Genomic DNA, 15,051 nt, shown 5'->3' with positions numbered 1-15,051 from the left:
GGCGCGGGCTGCACCAGCCCCGCGCAGACGGCGCCGGTCAGTATCAATCAGCGGGTCTGGTACGTGAACAACGCGGCGAATGCTGCGGGCGACGGCCGTCAGACCACTCCCTTCCAGACTCTGGCGGCGGCGCAGTCGGCCTCGGCCGCTGCGGACACCATCTACGTCTTCCGGGGTAACGGCACGGCCAACGGCCAGAACGCGGGCATCGTCCTGAAGGACAACCAGACCCTGATCGGCGAAGGCAACGAACTGAAGGTTGGGGAGGTCGGCGTACTGCCGGCCGGCGCGGCGCCGGCCAGCATCGGGAACGCTTCTGGCGTGGGCTTGACCCTGGCGAGCAACAATACGGTCCGGGGCCTGAACATCAGCGGAACCACGGGCGGCATCGCCGGCACGAACTTCGGGAAGCTGAGCGCCACCCTGGGCAATGTGACGGCGACGGCGGGTCCTGCTCTGAACCTGACGACTGGAACCCTCGAGATCGGAAGAGCACANACGGTCCGGGGCCTGAACATCAGCGGAACCACGGGCGGCATCGCCGGCACGAACTTCGGGAAGCTGAGCGCCACCCTGGGCAATGTGACGGCGACGGCGGGTCCTGCTCTGAACCTGACGACTGGAACCCTCGACGCGACGGCCGTCCGTCTGGACGCGACCAATCCGGCGGCCGCTGGCGCAGGTGTGGATCTGACGAGCGTCGGCGGCAACCTGAAGGTTCTGGGCGCGGGCAGCGCCGGCACTGGGGGCATCGTCCAGGCGACCGGGGGGAACGGTGTGGGCTACAGAATCCGCCCAGGCAGTGCTGACCTGACCCTGGGCCTCGCCCGTGTTCAGGCCCAGGGCTCGCTGAACGGGCTGCTGTTCAGCACGGCAGCGGCGGATACGGGCCGTGTGGGCCTGACGGTGAGCGACAGCGCCTTCACGAACAACACCGGTCGGGCCGTCTCGCTGGACTCCAAGGGCACCGGGACTAACAGCTTCCTGTTCGAGCGCAATACGGTGAGCAACACGTCAGGCACCAGTGGGATCGTCTACGCCGCTGAACGGACGGCGACCGGAACCAGTGTCGACAAGGGCATCTTCCGGAACAACACCATCGCGATCGGGAATACGTACGCGGGTGGGGGCAGCGGGTTCAGCATCGTGGCGAACGGGAACAGCCGGGGTCAGTTCCTTCTCGAAGGCAATACGGTGAGCAGCTTCAACACGTACGGTATGGAGCTGCGCGCCGGGCAGCTCACGGAAGCGTCGACGGGGACGGCCAGTTTGGACCTGACGGTGNAGCAATACGGTGAGCAGCTTCAACACGTACGGTATGGAGCTGCGCGCCGGGCAGCTCACGGAAGCGTCGACGGGGACGGCCAGTTTGGACCTGACGGTGAGGAACAACAGCATCTCGACGCCCAACGCGGCGGCGAGCGAAGCGCTCGAAGGCGTCGCCCTCACGGTGGGCATCGACATCACCGAGACGGATCGTCTGTGCGCCAACCTGATCGGGAACACGATCAGTGCCCAGAATGGAGGCGTGAACGGCCCGCAGAGCTCGGTGGTGGTGCGTCAGCGTGGGGGGACGACCTTTACCCTGACGGGCCTGAGTGGCACTGGGGCGACAGGAACGACGAATACCATCGCCTCGCGAAACAATGGCGCGACGACTCGCATCCGTAACTCGACGACGCTCACCCCAGTGGCCGGCACCTGCACAGAACCGAGCCTGCCTTGAAGCGAGGAATATCTATGGAAAATTTTCTTGGTGAAATTCGTCTGGCTGGTTTCGGCTTTCCGCCTAAGGGTTGGGCGCTGTGTACCGGACAGTTGCTGCCCATCAATCAGAATCAGGCGCTGTTCTCCATCGTGGGGACGGCTTACGGCGGCAACGGGGTCACAACGTTTGCCCTCCCCAATCTTCAGACGCGTGTACCGCTGGGAATGGGGACGGCACCTTACGCGCTAGGGCAAACGGGTGGAGAAGCGGTCCACGCCTTGACGACCCCGGAAATACCTGCCCATAGTCATGTTCTGACCGCCAGCACTGGAGCTGCGACCGCTCTTGGGCCGGCGAACAACCTCCTGGCAGCTCCAGCAGCCGGGAATGTGTACGGTGCGGGGACTGATGTTTCGCTTTCTCCTGAGAGCGTCTCGTTCGCGGGAAGTGGCCAGGGGCACGAGAACATGCCGCCCTACCTGGTTATCAACTACATGATCGCCCTGGTGGGCATCTTCCCTCAGAGGTCCTGAAATGAGTGATCCCTATATTGGTGAAATTCGGATGTTCGGTGGGAACTTCGCGCCAGAGGGTTGGCAACTGTGCGATGGCAGTCTCCTGTCGATCAGTGACAACGCGACGTTGTACAACCTGTTGGGCACGACCTACGGAGGAGACGGTCTGAATACTTTCGGCGTCCCGGATCTCCGGGGCCGGTGGCCGGTCAACCAAGGTGTGCTGGCGGGTGCGAGCATGGCGTTAGGACAGTCAGGTGGGAGCGAAAATGTGACCCTGAACTCGGGGCAATTGCCGGCCCATACCCACGCTTTGAAGGCCACAGCCGCTCCAGCGACGACGGCGAAGTCTGCGGGTGGAACGTTGGCGCAGACGACGGCGACGTCACTGTACCTGGACGATGACCCGAACGTTTCCCTGCTCTCTACGGCATTGAGTGTGACGGGTGGAACTCAGCCGCACGAGAACCGGTCACCCTATCTGCCCGTGAATTTCATCATCTCGCTGTACGGTATCTATCCGACCCCAGCCTGACTTGCCTTCAGAAACGAAGCAGTCATGACACAAAAATAGAGAGGAGAAGACGATGGACGCTTTTCTTGGTGAGATTCGAATGTTTTCAGGCAATTATGCACCTCAAAACTGGGCACTTTGCTACGGGCAGCTGCTGAGTATCCAACAGAACACGGCGCTGTTCTCACTGCTGGGCGTAACGTACGGTGGAGATGGCCGCTCCACGTTTGCTCTGCCCGATCTACGGGGACGCACGCCTATCCAGCAGGGACAGGGACCAGGCCGCTCCTCTTATTTTCTGGGGGGACCGGGTGGTGAATCCTCGGTGACACTGAATACTCAGCAACTGGCGTCCCACCTGCACTTCGTACGTGCGGCCAGTGATATCGGGGAGAGCAACAGTCCTACTGGAAAGGTGCTGGCCCGGAGCAGTGAGGGCGCAGCGTACGGACCTGCAGTGTCGATCAGTCCGATGGCGACGGCTGCCATCGAGAGTACAGGTGAGGGTCAAGCGCACAATAATCTGCCTCCCTTTCAGGTGATCAACTTCATTATTGCGTTGCAGGGGTCTTTCCCGATTAGACCGTAAATGATGTCCCGGAGCGCTTTTAGACGAGATGCATCGTGGGACTGGACTGTGTTTCCACGCTCTCGTTCTTGACGCTGAATGAAGACTGCCCGCCAGTGATGGCGGGCAGGTGTTCTTTGGGAGGTCCGGCGTGTCTGGGTCAGGAGCGAGAGGGTGTTACTTCAGGGCGGTGAGCAAGGCCGCGCGGCCAGTGCAGAGGGTGCCGAGCGCCGTCACGAGGACGGCCACATCGGTCCATTTCACTGGCTTTCGCGTGCGCTTCGGTGTATCCTTACGTTGTTTACGCGTACGGATCACCTCCTTTCGGATCAAACGCACCTGGGTCCCACCCCAGGTGCGTTTCGCACTCTTGGATGGCCCCTCTGTCCTGATTGTCATGCACCTCGTTCCCCTCGCGGAACACGCCCAGTCTACCGTATCCCCAACCGGAAAGAAAGCGTCCAGGCCGATAAAATCACGACATCAGTCCTGGCCCAGACGCCCGGCGCCTGGGCCACAGGCGCGTATGATTCATCCTCCCTGCCTGCGGACCTCACTCCATGCCGCCCTGACCGCCGTCTATGGCTCGACGCTCCACTTCGTCGACGTCACCCTGGACGGCACGGTGCCCTACGGCATGAATGCCTACGCCCAGGACCAGGCGCTGCTGAGCCCGACGCTGGCCTGTCTCCAGACCCACCTCCCTGAAGCACTCCAGCCCGGAGAGACGGAGGCCTCGCTTCAGACCCGGTGCGCCCAGGAGTATCAGGTGCTCGCCGAGATGGAAGCGACCCTCCTCCGGCCTGGCACGGACCTGCGCAGCCTGCTCGATACGCACATCAAGGTTCACGGGCATCGGCAGCACTTCACCTTCACCCTGAGTTGAGGCCTGGCCCCACGCGTCGCGTGGGGGCCAAGTCACACGCATGAATAAGCCCTTCACCGTGCAGGTCAGCCAGACCACCATCCCCACCCGCACCCTCGCCATCGAGCAGCTGCGCAAGGCGGCCGCGCCCGGCTCCACGTTCCTCCTGCGCCTGAAGCGCCTGAGCCGCCTGATCGCCCACGGCCGCGTCGTCAAGTTGCACGGCCACCCCAACCGCATCGCCGCGATGGAGCACGCCCTGCTCACCCTCGCCCAGAAGCTCGTCGCCGAGACGCCCGTCATGCAGACCATCGGTATCCGTGATGTCCTCGAACACCTCACCGACCAGTCCCTGCGGGTGACGCTCTGCCGGCCGGACGGCTGGCCCGTGTCCACGTACGTCTTTTGCAAGGCCGACCCCGAGGCGCGGACGATCCTCGTGGAGTGTGAGGACGGCAAGACCCGGGCGTTCGAGCCGGATGCCCTGCTCGCCCTGTTCACGACGACGTTCCTCCTGCGCGTGCGCTTGGCGGTCCCGGCTCAGGTTCTGCCGCAGGCGGCCTGATGTTCCAGCGCTGGCCCCTCACGGGGCCACATGCGCGTATGTCCCCTTCGGTCACCCCACCAGCACGCAAGATCAACCGCATGTCCGGCCTGCGCAGTCTCCTTATGGGTGCTCACTGCTTCTTCCTGCATCCCATCGCCGTATACCGCGCCTGGGTGGACCTCTATGGCCCCGTGCGCGACCCGCGCCTTCTCCTGGCCTTTCTCCTGCACGACGTGGGGTACGCGCTGACCTCGGACCTTGACGGCCCACAGGGTGAGCGCCACGTCGAGCTCGGTGCCCGGCTCATGACCTTGCTGTGCGACTCGAAAGCCTCTCGCCAGACCCGCATCACCCCCTGGGGCACCCTGACGCTCGGCCCCTGGGGAGAGTTCGCACTCCTGCACTCGCGGTACTACGCTCGGCATCTGGGACTGCAACCCAGTCGCCTGTGCGCAGCCGACAAGCTCGCCATTACGTTCGAGCCGGCCTACGAACTTCGCGTGACCCTCAGCGGAGAGGTGCACGAGTATCTCCGCCATGCCCGTGCGGGGCGATACCCAGACGTGCAGCTGCCGCAAGGCGCCGGGATACGTCTGTGGGCCACCCTGACCAAGGCAAGCATGCGGCAGTGGGCGATGACGCACGCCGCGGTCCTGACCCCGGAGCCTGGAGGACAACCGTGATCGCGTACAGCGATGCCAGTCTGAGCCAGCGGGGTCGAGCGGGTCTGGGGGTGCTGATGGGACGCCAGCAGATCTGGCAAGTGGAGCACACGTTGTCCCTCCAGAATGCCGAACTGCAGGCGGCCGCTCTAGCCGTGCAGTCCGCGCGGCCGGGTCCGCTCCGCCTGCACCTGGATTGCTCGAATGCAGCACGTGCGCTGACGGGTGAAGGTCAGGTCTCTCTGCCTTTCCTCACCCTGGCCGCGCAGATCCATGCCCTGGCGAGAGCACGCGATGTCGAACTGGAGGTCGTGCGGGTGCTCTCCGAAGTCAACCGGGCACATCCCTCGCCCAGCAGGCTGCGGCCCAGGACGTACGGCCAGCCTTCCCCCGTATTGGGAGCAGCACCGTCCGCGTGCGGCATGGTCCCACCGGCTACACCGCCAGAGGCATCGATCCGCCCCTCACGGTGCCGGACTCGCTCTGGGGCAGTGTGGCCGTGCTGCCCAAACTTGCCCCACGACTCCCGGCGCATCAGATCGTCCGGGTCCTTGGCCTAACGTCTTTTGCCGCAATGCAGTGGACCGACCCGGCTGCCCAGGCCGATTTCGCCCTCACCCAACTCCTGACGCGCGCGCAGTGGACGCTGGCGCGCAAGGGTACCCGACTCGTCTTTCCGGAGGACCTCCCATGACCCAGCTGACCCCCCACGAACTCAACGACGTGCTCGACCGGTACGCCATGGTGCGCGACACCATTCAAGGCCTGGAATCCGAACGGGACGAGCTCGGGAAGCTCATCAAGGACGCCCTGCAACAGGGGCAGACGGCCCAGACGCCGCTGTACCGTGCGGAACTGCGGGGCTCGCGCTCGTTGGAGTACCCCGCGGACCGCTTCCGGGAAGCCTTTGGGGACGCGGCCACGTTGGAGGTGGCGAGCATCGACCGGAAGAAGGCCGATGCCCTGGTGAAGGTGGGCGATCTCGATGGGGAAGTGCTGAGCAATCTGGCGATCACGAAGGAGCGCTCGCCGAGTCTGGTGCTGGTGCCGCTCACATGACGGCGAAGGTGCAACCCTCTCTGCGGGCGCGGCGCCGGGCGGCACAGAAGGTACTTGAGCAGGTGTGGCGGGCCCGGGATGCCGGGGCGTTGTTCGTGCAGAACCATAGTGGGGGGAAGGACAGCCAGCGCTCGATGATCGAAGTCCAGGCGCATGTGCCTCCGGAGCAGCAGCTGGTGGTGCACGCGACGTTGGGGCGCAGTGAGTGGCCAGGGGCATTGGAACATGCTCAGGCACAAGCAGAAGCAGCGGGTGTGCCGTTCCTGGTGGCGCAGAGCACGACGCATCCGGACCTGCTGAGCATGGTGCCGTCACCGCTTCCAGACGCGACCGGAGGTGCCCAGCTGGCCGGGGGCGAACAGTCGCTTCTGCACGAGCGGCCTGAAGCGGGGACCCATCGAGCGCGAGGTCCGGCGGTATGCCAAGGCTCAGGGCATCACGCACATCGTCAACACGATGGGCATTCGGGGCGCCGAGAGTCCACGCCGGGCCGTGGCCTGTGTCTGGTCAGCCAACGATAGCCAGAGCGTGGCCGGTCGCACGTGGATGAACTGGCTGCCGATTCACGGGCTAAGCACCGAGGAAGTCAAGGGCGACATCGCGGCGGCCGGCCAGAAGTTGCACCCGGCGTACACGTCGGGGAATGAGCGGCTGAGCTGTGTGTTCTGTGTGTTCGCCAGGCGCGGGGATTTGATCAACGGGGCCCGCCAGCACCCAGAGTTGTATCAGGAGCATGTGGAGCTGGAGCAGGAAACGGGGTACACCCTGCACATGAGCCAACGCAGCCTGCCGGAGATCACCGGAATCGAGTAAGTCCCAACGGTGGAGGGAGGACGTGCCTGCGTTCTCCTGACATCTTTCAGGCTACAAGACGCAACTACTCAGGAGTTGCACCTGCATGAGATGAAAAAAGTGCTCCCAGAAGCGAGAGTCTGGGAGTGTCAACGTCACAGCCTCTCTGGGAGCGCGCCCGCATTCTGACAGACCGACTGCTGGCCGTCCCTCCCACGGCCTACCAGCAACGCAGCCTCGGGGCTGCGTTCTGCCTCTTTCTCAATCCAGAAGTCAAAACGGTGCTTCACCAAGCCGAGTCCGTCAGTGCCAGTGCCCTCAGTCGCTTCTTCAACGAATACAACTGGGATACCACCGTGTGCTGGATGCTCTTGGGGGACGCCCAGTGGGATCTCCTACTTCAGACGGTCAAGCGGAAGCATCATCCGTGCCTCCGACTGAGGGTCGATCTCACCAGCGTCCCGAAAACGGGACGCCAGCTGCCGTTCGTGCGCGGCTACAACGAGGTCTACGGTAGCCATCTCGTCATCCTCTTCGCGCACTACGGGACCCTGAAGTTTCCGGTGGGCTACCGGGTGTACCGCAGCAAGGGGACCCCTACACCCGTCACGCTGGCCCGTGACCTCCTGCGCACTGTTCCGCACACCATTCGCACCCGGTTCCGGGTGCGCGTCCTCGCCGATAGTGGATTCGAGGCCGCGGCCCTTCTGGACGAGGTTCGAATGCTGGGCTTCAAATTCGTGGTCGGCATCCGGTCGACCAGGCGCACAGCCTGGCGTTGAAGGCGGACGGGACCTTCCGCAGCTGGGGCGGGAACGCCTTCGGGCAATTGGGGGATGGCACCACCACGTCTCGAAACACGCTTGGCATCGTACCTGGGCTGGGCGGTGTCTCGCAGCCACTCTCCTGAGGCAATGGGAGGCGATTGAGCGTGTCTAGGCTAGGAAACAGGCGGAACGTAGGCCGGATGCTGCGGTACTGGTAGGCCGTGGGAGGGCGAGCAGGCGGTCTATCAGAATATGGGCGTGCTCCCAGAGACTGTGACGTTGACACTCCCAGATTCTCGCTTTTTCGTCCTATACAGGCGCAACTCCTGAGCCTCTTCTCCGCCACTCGGGGACCGCAGTAAAGTGCTGCCATCTCCCGAACTCACCGTCATATAAGGCAACTTCATGCCCTACCACGCTTCCAGAGAAGGACGTGCCACTCCCTTCGTCAGTGCCTTCAAAGTCTCCACCGTTCACTGTGCAACGGAGCCTCTCCCGGGTGAGAACGTCATACAGCTGGTATGTCGTGCCCTCCAAGCTCCCCGAAATGGTCTCGGAGCGCTGATAGTCGTACACATTGACCCGTGGTCCTACAACACCAGTGAACAATGTGTAGGGTCTGTCTACAGCGGCATGCTGAATAGCGATGAACGGGCCCCCATGAACTCCAGTCGCCAGAATGAACGCTAGCCCCTGATACAGGTCGGAATTCACCAACTACCTTGCGTATTGATCAGACTCATTTGGTAGCGTGCCCCTAGTGTGCACCCGATCCACTCGCTAGGGTCTTGGATAGACCCCAAGACGATATTCGATGTCAATTGCCGATTAGGGCGGCGGAGCGAGCAGTTATCAAGCATATGGAGTCCTTTATGAGACGACTGCCGAAGGCTCCAGGAATCATGACTCCCAATCGGTAGAGATCAAGCGAGGTTCACTTATCTGATAATCCACTTCAAATCGACGGGCTTCTCGTTGCGCCCATTCCTGTAGGAGACGAGCTCCATGTGGATCACCATTTATTCTGAGGGGACGCATGAAAATACGTGTCCAGTGGCCTTGATCCCATGTATAGTCGCTCTGTTGTGCAGCTTCGCGAAGGATAGGGATATCACCCAGTAGAGTAAGCACAATGCACCAATACCCGCCTGTAGACACTGCAGCTTGAGGGACAGGTGGAGATGCTAGCGCACCCCCTTCCCATTGCCACACAGCAAGGCCCTGCTCGGCATCTGGGGTGAGTTGAGCTGAGGTATGAGGAGACATCGGAATTGTCATAAACAATCGCTCCCTGACTTTAAAAAATATGATCGTTAGTTAAGAGATTACACATTCCACTTTGGTCATATCTAATATAGAAAGACTTCTATTTAATAGAAGAAATTATTTAATGCTTGACATTTAGTAGTACCAATTCCTCTAGCTCTAAGAAATATACTGGCAATGAAACTATTAATAGATCTCTCTTATAATTTCTGTAGATTTGAATTACTATTCGTATCTATACTCACCGAGATGAACTCTCAGTCTTCGTGTAGCCTGCGCGAAGAGTTGAGAAATGGCAGCATCGGTTATAGGATAAGGATGACTATCAGAAGTCGAAGTTATCGAACCGTGCTGATCTCTATAGAGAATAGTTAACAGTGGGGTCTCAAAATCACTGGATACGTATGCATCTGGCACATAGCCCCTTTGTGCCAATGATTCAATTTCAGGACTTGGATCAGGCGTGACATGTGTCTGCCAAATTCTTTCAAACTCCATAAAATTACTGATTACCCTAAAGTCATCCATTGCATTTTCCTCTAAATTTCTGAAGGTCTGTCTTCAATTAGGAAGAGTGAAAGAAAGCTGCCTTAAATTAATATGTTCATAAAATATTTTAAGATTAAGCAGATTGAATTTTAAAATAAAATTCTTTTATGTCTTGACGTCATCTGATAACTTGATCTCCCAAATACCTTCTCAAGGTCTTTCAGTCTTTTCGATTTCTCGCTTCATCTCAGAACTCCCAAGCCAGCTAATGGGCTACTCGACGCACGTCCTGTTCGGTCAGTTCAAGTTTGGTCTGGCGGAGTAAACATACTGCTGCACTGGACTCAGGATGTGCCTCCAGATGACGCAGCAACCAGCTCTACCGGCCATCGACACTCCAGTCCAGATGGGCACGGTGATCGCAGTGGGCCAGTGCGCTGGCCAAGATTGAGCCAGAAGGATTCACCCGTCGTCATGAGCCGCCTTCTCATTGAACTTTCCAGGAGATCTACACATCGTGTTGTAGACAGCATGAAGAACATCACGGTACACCGGTCGGGAGCGTCACGAGAACGCGGTCAAGGTTGCACTCTCGCCCAAAGGCCTCCTGTTCCGCAGCGATAAGGGTGTTGAGCTGCTCCAAGCCTTGAGTTAAGGCAGCGGTGTCCAGATTAAACAGTGGCGTGCTGAGCTGACGGTGCCAGGCGCCCGTGCGCCAGGTATAGCCTCGTCCTTTAGCTTGGTACCTGATGGTGTAGGTCTCCCCTTTGAGGCTGAGGTTCAAGCTCAGAAATGCCCGGGCAAAGGCTGATGGGGCAAGGAGCGGCATATCGGAGAATTGCCGCCGAAGATCCGGCCTCAAGGTAGACCGCAGCTGCTCGGCTTGCTGATGCACATCGTGTTGGGTAGGAGAGGACATCAGATCGATGGGGGCGAGGGGCATCATAAAGCCATCCTCAGCAGGGCATCCTGAAGGGAACGGGTGTCTCACACCTACTGTTCCGAGAGTCTGTCATTTTCTTGTCCGGTTCGGATATCGATTGTCCCTAGGTTCCTTGGCAGATACACGGGAAAAAAGATTGAACGTGCTTGGAATATCTGGAATGGTTATTGAAGGGACGCCACCCAGACCTCTTCTCCTCACGCGCGATGGAGCGGCAGCGTTTTTAAGATTGCCCGCGCAGCCCAATGGGCAGGTACAGTATCGTCCCGACCTTCATGGCCAGGTTGTCCAATAGTCTCACAAAGGAAGCTCATCAGAGTGAGTTTCGCCTGTGCTGTTTTCAAGGTGTAGCCCCCCTGTTCCTGATGCTTCATGACTTGGTTATGTTGAACCGCGTACGTAACCGTCGCCAGATTGCCTTTTGTGATTCCCAATTGTTCTGATTTCAGAATGCGACCCCTGAAATACCTTTGATCAGAATTCTTATCAAATTTCCAGCTTCCGTAGAGGAGAATGGTGAGGGTGGATTGCTGGAGGTTCGTCATACCGTTGACTAGAGCATATTTCTAGGCAAAATTAACGTCACCTTTATTTGATATTTTTGGTCTAACCAAAGTATGACATCCTAATCTGATGAAGTTCACCTCACGCAGAATAAGTCGGCTTTGAAATAGAGACTTGCTTTTCGCAATAAATGACAACTGACTCAGAAGTTGCACCTGCATAGGACGAAAAAAGCGCTCCCAGACGCGAGAGTCTGGGAGTGTCTACGTCACAGCCTCTCTGGGAGCGCGCCCGCATTCTGACAGACCGCCTCCTCGCCGTCCCTCCCACGGCCTACCAGCAACGCAGCCTCGGGGCTGCGTTCTATCTATTCCTCGATCCACACATCAGGACGGTTCTTCACCAAGCGGAGTCCGTCAGCACCAGTGCGCTCAGTCGCTTCTTCAACGAGTATGACTGGGATACCGCGGCATGCTGGACCTTGCTGCAGGACACCCAGTGGGCCCTCCTCCAGGCGGCCAGGCGGAAACATCGTCCCTGCTTGCGACTGAGTGTCGATCTCACCGGCGTCCCGAAAACGGGACGCCAGCTGCCGTTCGTTCGCGTCTATAACGAGGTCCACGGGATTCACCTCGTGATCCTGTTTGCGCACTATGGGGCCCTGAAGTTTCCGGTGGGATACCGGGTCTACCGCGGCAAAGGGACCTCTACGCCTGTCACGCTGGCCCGTGACCTGCTGCGCACCGTCCCGGACCCCATTCGCACCCGGTTCCGGGTGCGCGTCCTCGCCGACAGTGGATTTGAGGCCGCCGCCTTTCTGGACGAGGTTCGACTGCTGGGCTTCGAATTCTTCGTCGGCATCCGGTCGACCAGGCGGACCGAGCATTCCGGCGTCGTCACCGTTGCGGATTGCCCGCATGGCGGGTACGTCGAACTCCAAAACTGGCCGCACGACACTCTGACGCTCGGCCGCGTTCAGCGCGGCCAACGCGTGTTCCACGCAGTGTCCTCTGAGTTGATGGAGGGTGCCAAGGTGATCTCAGAGGGAGCGAAACGCTGGCAGATCGAATCCTTCTTCAAGGAGAGTAAACATCAGTTCGGGCTGAATCGCTTCGCCCTCCGGACCGCGCGGGGACTGGACCGGTGGCTACTCCTGATCTTCGTGGCTTGGACGCTGACCCTGCTGGACGCACAGCCAGGACAAACGTTGGCGAGCAGCGCACGCCGTGCGCTGCTCGCTCTTCAGCCGAAGCTTTACCTTGGCCGCACCTCGGTCGCCTATTGCATCTCTTCACGAAAAACGCGGAATTTCTCGGCCAGCACGGTTATTCATTGTCCTATGCGAGGTGCAAGTTCTGAGTCTAAGAATGAGTGTCACCTGACATCTTGCACGCTAAAAAACGCAACCACCGAAACGCGCTTTCAATACCCTTTGTGATTTTAAAACCATTGGAATAGCTTGACGCAGAGCCGAATAGCAAGTCAAAAGACCACCAATGATCTCAACAGTCACTTTGTGAAGCATAGCGTAGATTGTTGCAACTCCCTCAGCATCTTTGCGGCCTATATTCGAACTATGGCCGCCTTCTTATGAAATTACCCCGGCTTTCCTCGTGATTCCTGGTTTCAATTTCACAGCGCACTGGCGCCAAGGCGGACTCGACCTCACGATTTTCGGTTTTTTCCTTCTGTTAGGTTTCCTCACGCTTCCCTTTCCTTCCAGGCCTCCACCCCAAGTCGAATTGACCTGGGGTGGAGTCATCCAGTTGCTGACTCTGCTTCTCCTCGTGGTCATCTTGTTCTGCATCTCGACCTTTACCTCATTCTTACGAGGACAAAGGCGAACCACGCTCCCCCTGAGCTTATTTTTTGGACTCACCGGCTACGTTCTCCTCCGCATGGCCGCCACCTCTCTCTGGGGTGTGCCCATGCTCTCGCCTGCGCTCATCTCGCTCCTCACCTTCCTGGCCGTCGTAAGCAGTGCCCTCTTCGCCCTGAGTACGTATCTCAGACTCAGGACATCTCAACGCCATGCCTATCAGCGCACCATTCTTGATCCCTTGACTGAGCTCCTGAACCGTTTCGGCCTTCAGCAGGATCTACTGTCCCTCCCCTCGGCCCCCGTCGTCCTGGCCGTTCTGGATGTCAACCAGCTCAAGGTCATCAATGACCAGTATGGCCATAGTGAAGGAGACCGGTATCTTCAGACAATCAGTCAACACCTCAAGGCATACCTGGCCGACGACACCGTGTTGTGCCGTTGGGGCGGGGACGAGTTTGTCATCTTGTTTCCAGGGCACCCTCAGGACAAGGTGCGCAAGATCCTCACCACAGTTCAACAGGCGATCCCCAGCGTTCTTCCCGGCATCTGCGCCTTTTCGTTTGGCATTGCTGTCTTCGAGACGCCACCACAGTTCGAACGAGCTTTCGCCCTTGCTGATCATCAAATGTACGAAGAAAAGCAGCAGCAGGCCCTCACCGGAGATCCGGCAACCATAGACTTGGGCTTGTACGCGTTTTCCCAGCAACTCGAAACGTTGGCGACCCCGGAGGAAGTCATCCGCACAGGTCTTGCACGGACCCGGACTCTCCTTCACTTCGACATGGCCACATATATCGAGGTCTCATCGGACGGGATGCTGGCCCGGCATCTTGATCAGGACCCGGCTATCACAGCGCTGCTCCCCGGGTTCGTCTTGAACCTCCACGTACCATTCACGCCTATGCCTGCCTTGGTTGTGAGAACTGGGGCGACAGTCATCAGTGTCGACTACCCGAACCATCCCCTGGCCTTTGCTTCCTGGATTGAGGCTGGCGTCAAGACCACCATCCTCACGCCAGTGCTGATCGCCGGTCGGGTTGTCGGCATTTTGACCCTGATTCACCTGAGCACCTGGAAGGTCGTCACGTTGGAGATGCAACGGATGCTGGAACTTGCCGCCCTGAGGTTCGGGCATGCGCTGGAGCTTTTTCAGGTTGCCGAAACCACCCGGCTCAACTTGGAGGGTGGTCTMCTGGGGCGACAGTCATCAGTGTCGACTACCCGAACCATCCCCTGGCCTTTGCTTCCTGGATTGAGGCTGGCGTCAAGACCACCATCCTCACGCCAGTGCTGATCGCCGGTCGGGTTGTCGGCATTTTGACCCTGATTCACCTGAGCACCTGGAAGGTCGTCACGYTGGAGATGCAACGGATGCTGGAACTCGCCGCCCTGAGGTTCGGGCATGCGCTGGAGCTTTTTCAGGTTGCCGAAACCACCCGGSTCAACTTGGAGGGYGGTCTCCTGGGGTTGGGTRTTGCCCTCGAAGCCAGAGACTTGGAGACCCATGGGCATACGGAGAGAGTGGTTGAGATGGCGGTGAGGCTTGGAACGCTCATCGGACTGACGGGCCAAGCCCTGAACGACCTCAGGCAAGGGGCGTTTTTGCATGACCTTGGCAAACTCTCGATTCCAGATGCGATTCTCCTTAAACCGGGCGCCCTGACCAGCGACGAGTGGGAGGTGATGAAAAATCATACAGTGCTCGGAGCGGACATCGCCTCGCGAATTCCCAATCTTTCGGTAGGGGCACTGGAAGTGATTCGCTCTCACCATGAGCGCTGGGATGGCAAGGGGTATCCGGATGGTTTGATGGGAGAACAGATTCCCCTGAATGCCCGAATCTTTTCGGTCTGTGATGTGTTCGATGCTCTGACACACGAACGACTTTATAAGGCGGCGTGGCGTTGGGAAGACGCTCGCACGGAGATTGCACAGCAGCGAGAACGGCAGTTCTGTCCACTCGTAGTGGATACGTTTCTGRCCTCAACTGTCACGCGGCTCAGGACTTCGGGGCTGCGGCTCGCGGGGCC

At 59.3% G+C, this 15,051-nt stretch carries 14 protein-coding genes and 3 pseudogenes; 15 read left to right on the top strand and 2 right to left on the bottom strand.

Annotation, left to right across the window (positions count from 1 at the left end; genetic code table 11):
- Positions 1-1,285 precede the first annotated feature (1,285 nt).
- The 12 genes and pseudogenes from ASF71_RS25165 to ASF71_RS25795 all read left to right on the top strand — a co-directional run.
- Positions 1,286-1,726 (top strand): annotated as a pseudogene (locus ASF71_RS25165) (VcbS); the annotation flags it as partial.
- Between the two features lie 14 nt (positions 1,727-1,740).
- Positions 1,741-2,241, top strand: coding sequence for a phage tail protein (locus ASF71_RS13145; protein WP_056300911.1), 501 nt, complete (start codon positions 1,741-1,743; stop codon positions 2,239-2,241).
- Position 2,242: 1 nt separating this feature from the next.
- Positions 2,243-2,758, top strand: coding sequence for a phage tail protein (locus ASF71_RS13140; RefSeq protein WP_056300908.1), 516 nt, complete (start codon positions 2,243-2,245; stop codon positions 2,756-2,758).
- 52 nt (positions 2,759-2,810) lie between these two features.
- Complete coding sequence (locus ASF71_RS22830; protein WP_082506009.1) at positions 2,811-3,326, top strand: phage tail protein; 516 nt, start codon at positions 2,811-2,813, stop codon at positions 3,324-3,326.
- Between the two features lie 505 nt (positions 3,327-3,831).
- Complete coding sequence (locus ASF71_RS13135) at positions 3,832-4,191, top strand: hypothetical protein (protein ID WP_056300906.1); 360 nt, start codon at positions 3,832-3,834, stop codon at positions 4,189-4,191.
- Positions 4,192-4,231: 40 nt separating this feature from the next.
- Positions 4,232-4,735 (top strand): hypothetical protein, encoded by a 504-nt coding sequence (locus ASF71_RS13130; protein WP_056300903.1) that lies wholly within the window; start codon positions 4,232-4,234, stop codon positions 4,733-4,735.
- Positions 4,736-4,773: 38 nt separating this feature from the next.
- On the top strand, positions 4,774-5,400 hold the full coding sequence (locus ASF71_RS13125) for a hypothetical protein (RefSeq protein ID WP_082506010.1): 627 nt from the start codon (positions 4,774-4,776) through the stop codon (positions 5,398-5,400).
- A gap of 394 nt (positions 5,401-5,794) precedes the next feature.
- A complete protein-coding gene (locus ASF71_RS13115) occupies positions 5,795-6,073 on the top strand; it encodes a hypothetical protein (protein ID WP_156372803.1) in 279 nt (92 codons plus the stop codon).
- Complete coding sequence (locus ASF71_RS13110) at positions 6,070-6,438, top strand: hypothetical protein (protein ID WP_056300891.1); 369 nt, start codon at positions 6,070-6,072, stop codon at positions 6,436-6,438. The genes ASF71_RS13115 and ASF71_RS13110 overlap by 4 nt, the downstream gene beginning before the upstream one ends.
- A 336-nt stretch (positions 6,439-6,774) precedes the next feature.
- Entirely contained in the window at positions 6,775-7,251 is a 477-nt protein-coding gene (locus tag ASF71_RS24770; RefSeq protein ID WP_200939707.1) for a hypothetical protein, read from the top strand.
- Between the two features lie 125 nt (positions 7,252-7,376).
- A pseudogene (locus ASF71_RS13100) lies at positions 7,377-8,000 on the top strand (transposase); the annotation flags it as partial.
- 8 nt (positions 8,001-8,008) lie between these two features.
- A complete protein-coding gene (locus tag ASF71_RS25795; RefSeq protein WP_200939706.1) occupies positions 8,009-8,140 on the top strand; it encodes a hypothetical protein in 132 nt (43 codons plus the stop codon).
- 2,153 nt (positions 8,141-10,293) lie between these two features.
- Here the strand turns inward: ASF71_RS25795 and ASF71_RS13095 are convergent.
- Together ASF71_RS13095 and ASF71_RS23810 are read right to left on the bottom strand one after the other, a co-directional pair.
- Complete coding sequence (locus ASF71_RS13095; RefSeq protein ID WP_056300882.1) at positions 10,294-10,698, bottom strand: hypothetical protein; 405 nt, start codon at positions 10,696-10,698, stop codon at positions 10,294-10,296.
- Positions 10,699-10,892: 194 nt separating this feature from the next.
- On the bottom strand, positions 10,893-11,240 hold the full coding sequence (locus ASF71_RS23810; RefSeq protein ID WP_156372802.1) for a hypothetical protein: 348 nt from the start codon (positions 11,238-11,240) through the stop codon (positions 10,893-10,895).
- A 218-nt stretch (positions 11,241-11,458) separates the two neighbouring features.
- Here ASF71_RS23810 and ASF71_RS13090 point away from each other — a divergent pair.
- The 3 genes and pseudogenes from ASF71_RS13090 to ASF71_RS13080 form a co-directional block, all read left to right on the top strand.
- Positions 11,459-12,558: pseudogene (locus tag ASF71_RS13090) on the top strand (transposase).
- Between the two features lie 539 nt (positions 12,559-13,097).
- A complete protein-coding gene (locus ASF71_RS13085; protein ID WP_156372801.1) occupies positions 13,098-14,315 on the top strand; it encodes a diguanylate cyclase domain-containing protein in 1,218 nt (405 codons plus the stop codon).
- On the top strand, positions 14,309-15,051 hold a 743-nt coding region (locus tag ASF71_RS13080; protein WP_235514435.1), incomplete at its 3' end, for an HD-GYP domain-containing protein. The genes ASF71_RS13085 and ASF71_RS13080, both read left to right, overlap by 7 nt.

This window comes from Deinococcus sp. Leaf326 (assembly GCF_001424185.1).
Lineage (GTDB): Bacteria > Deinococcota > Deinococci > Deinococcales > Deinococcaceae > Deinococcus.
The sequence above is the reverse complement of the archived record's forward strand: the minus strand, read 5'-3'. Positions and strand labels throughout refer to the sequence as shown.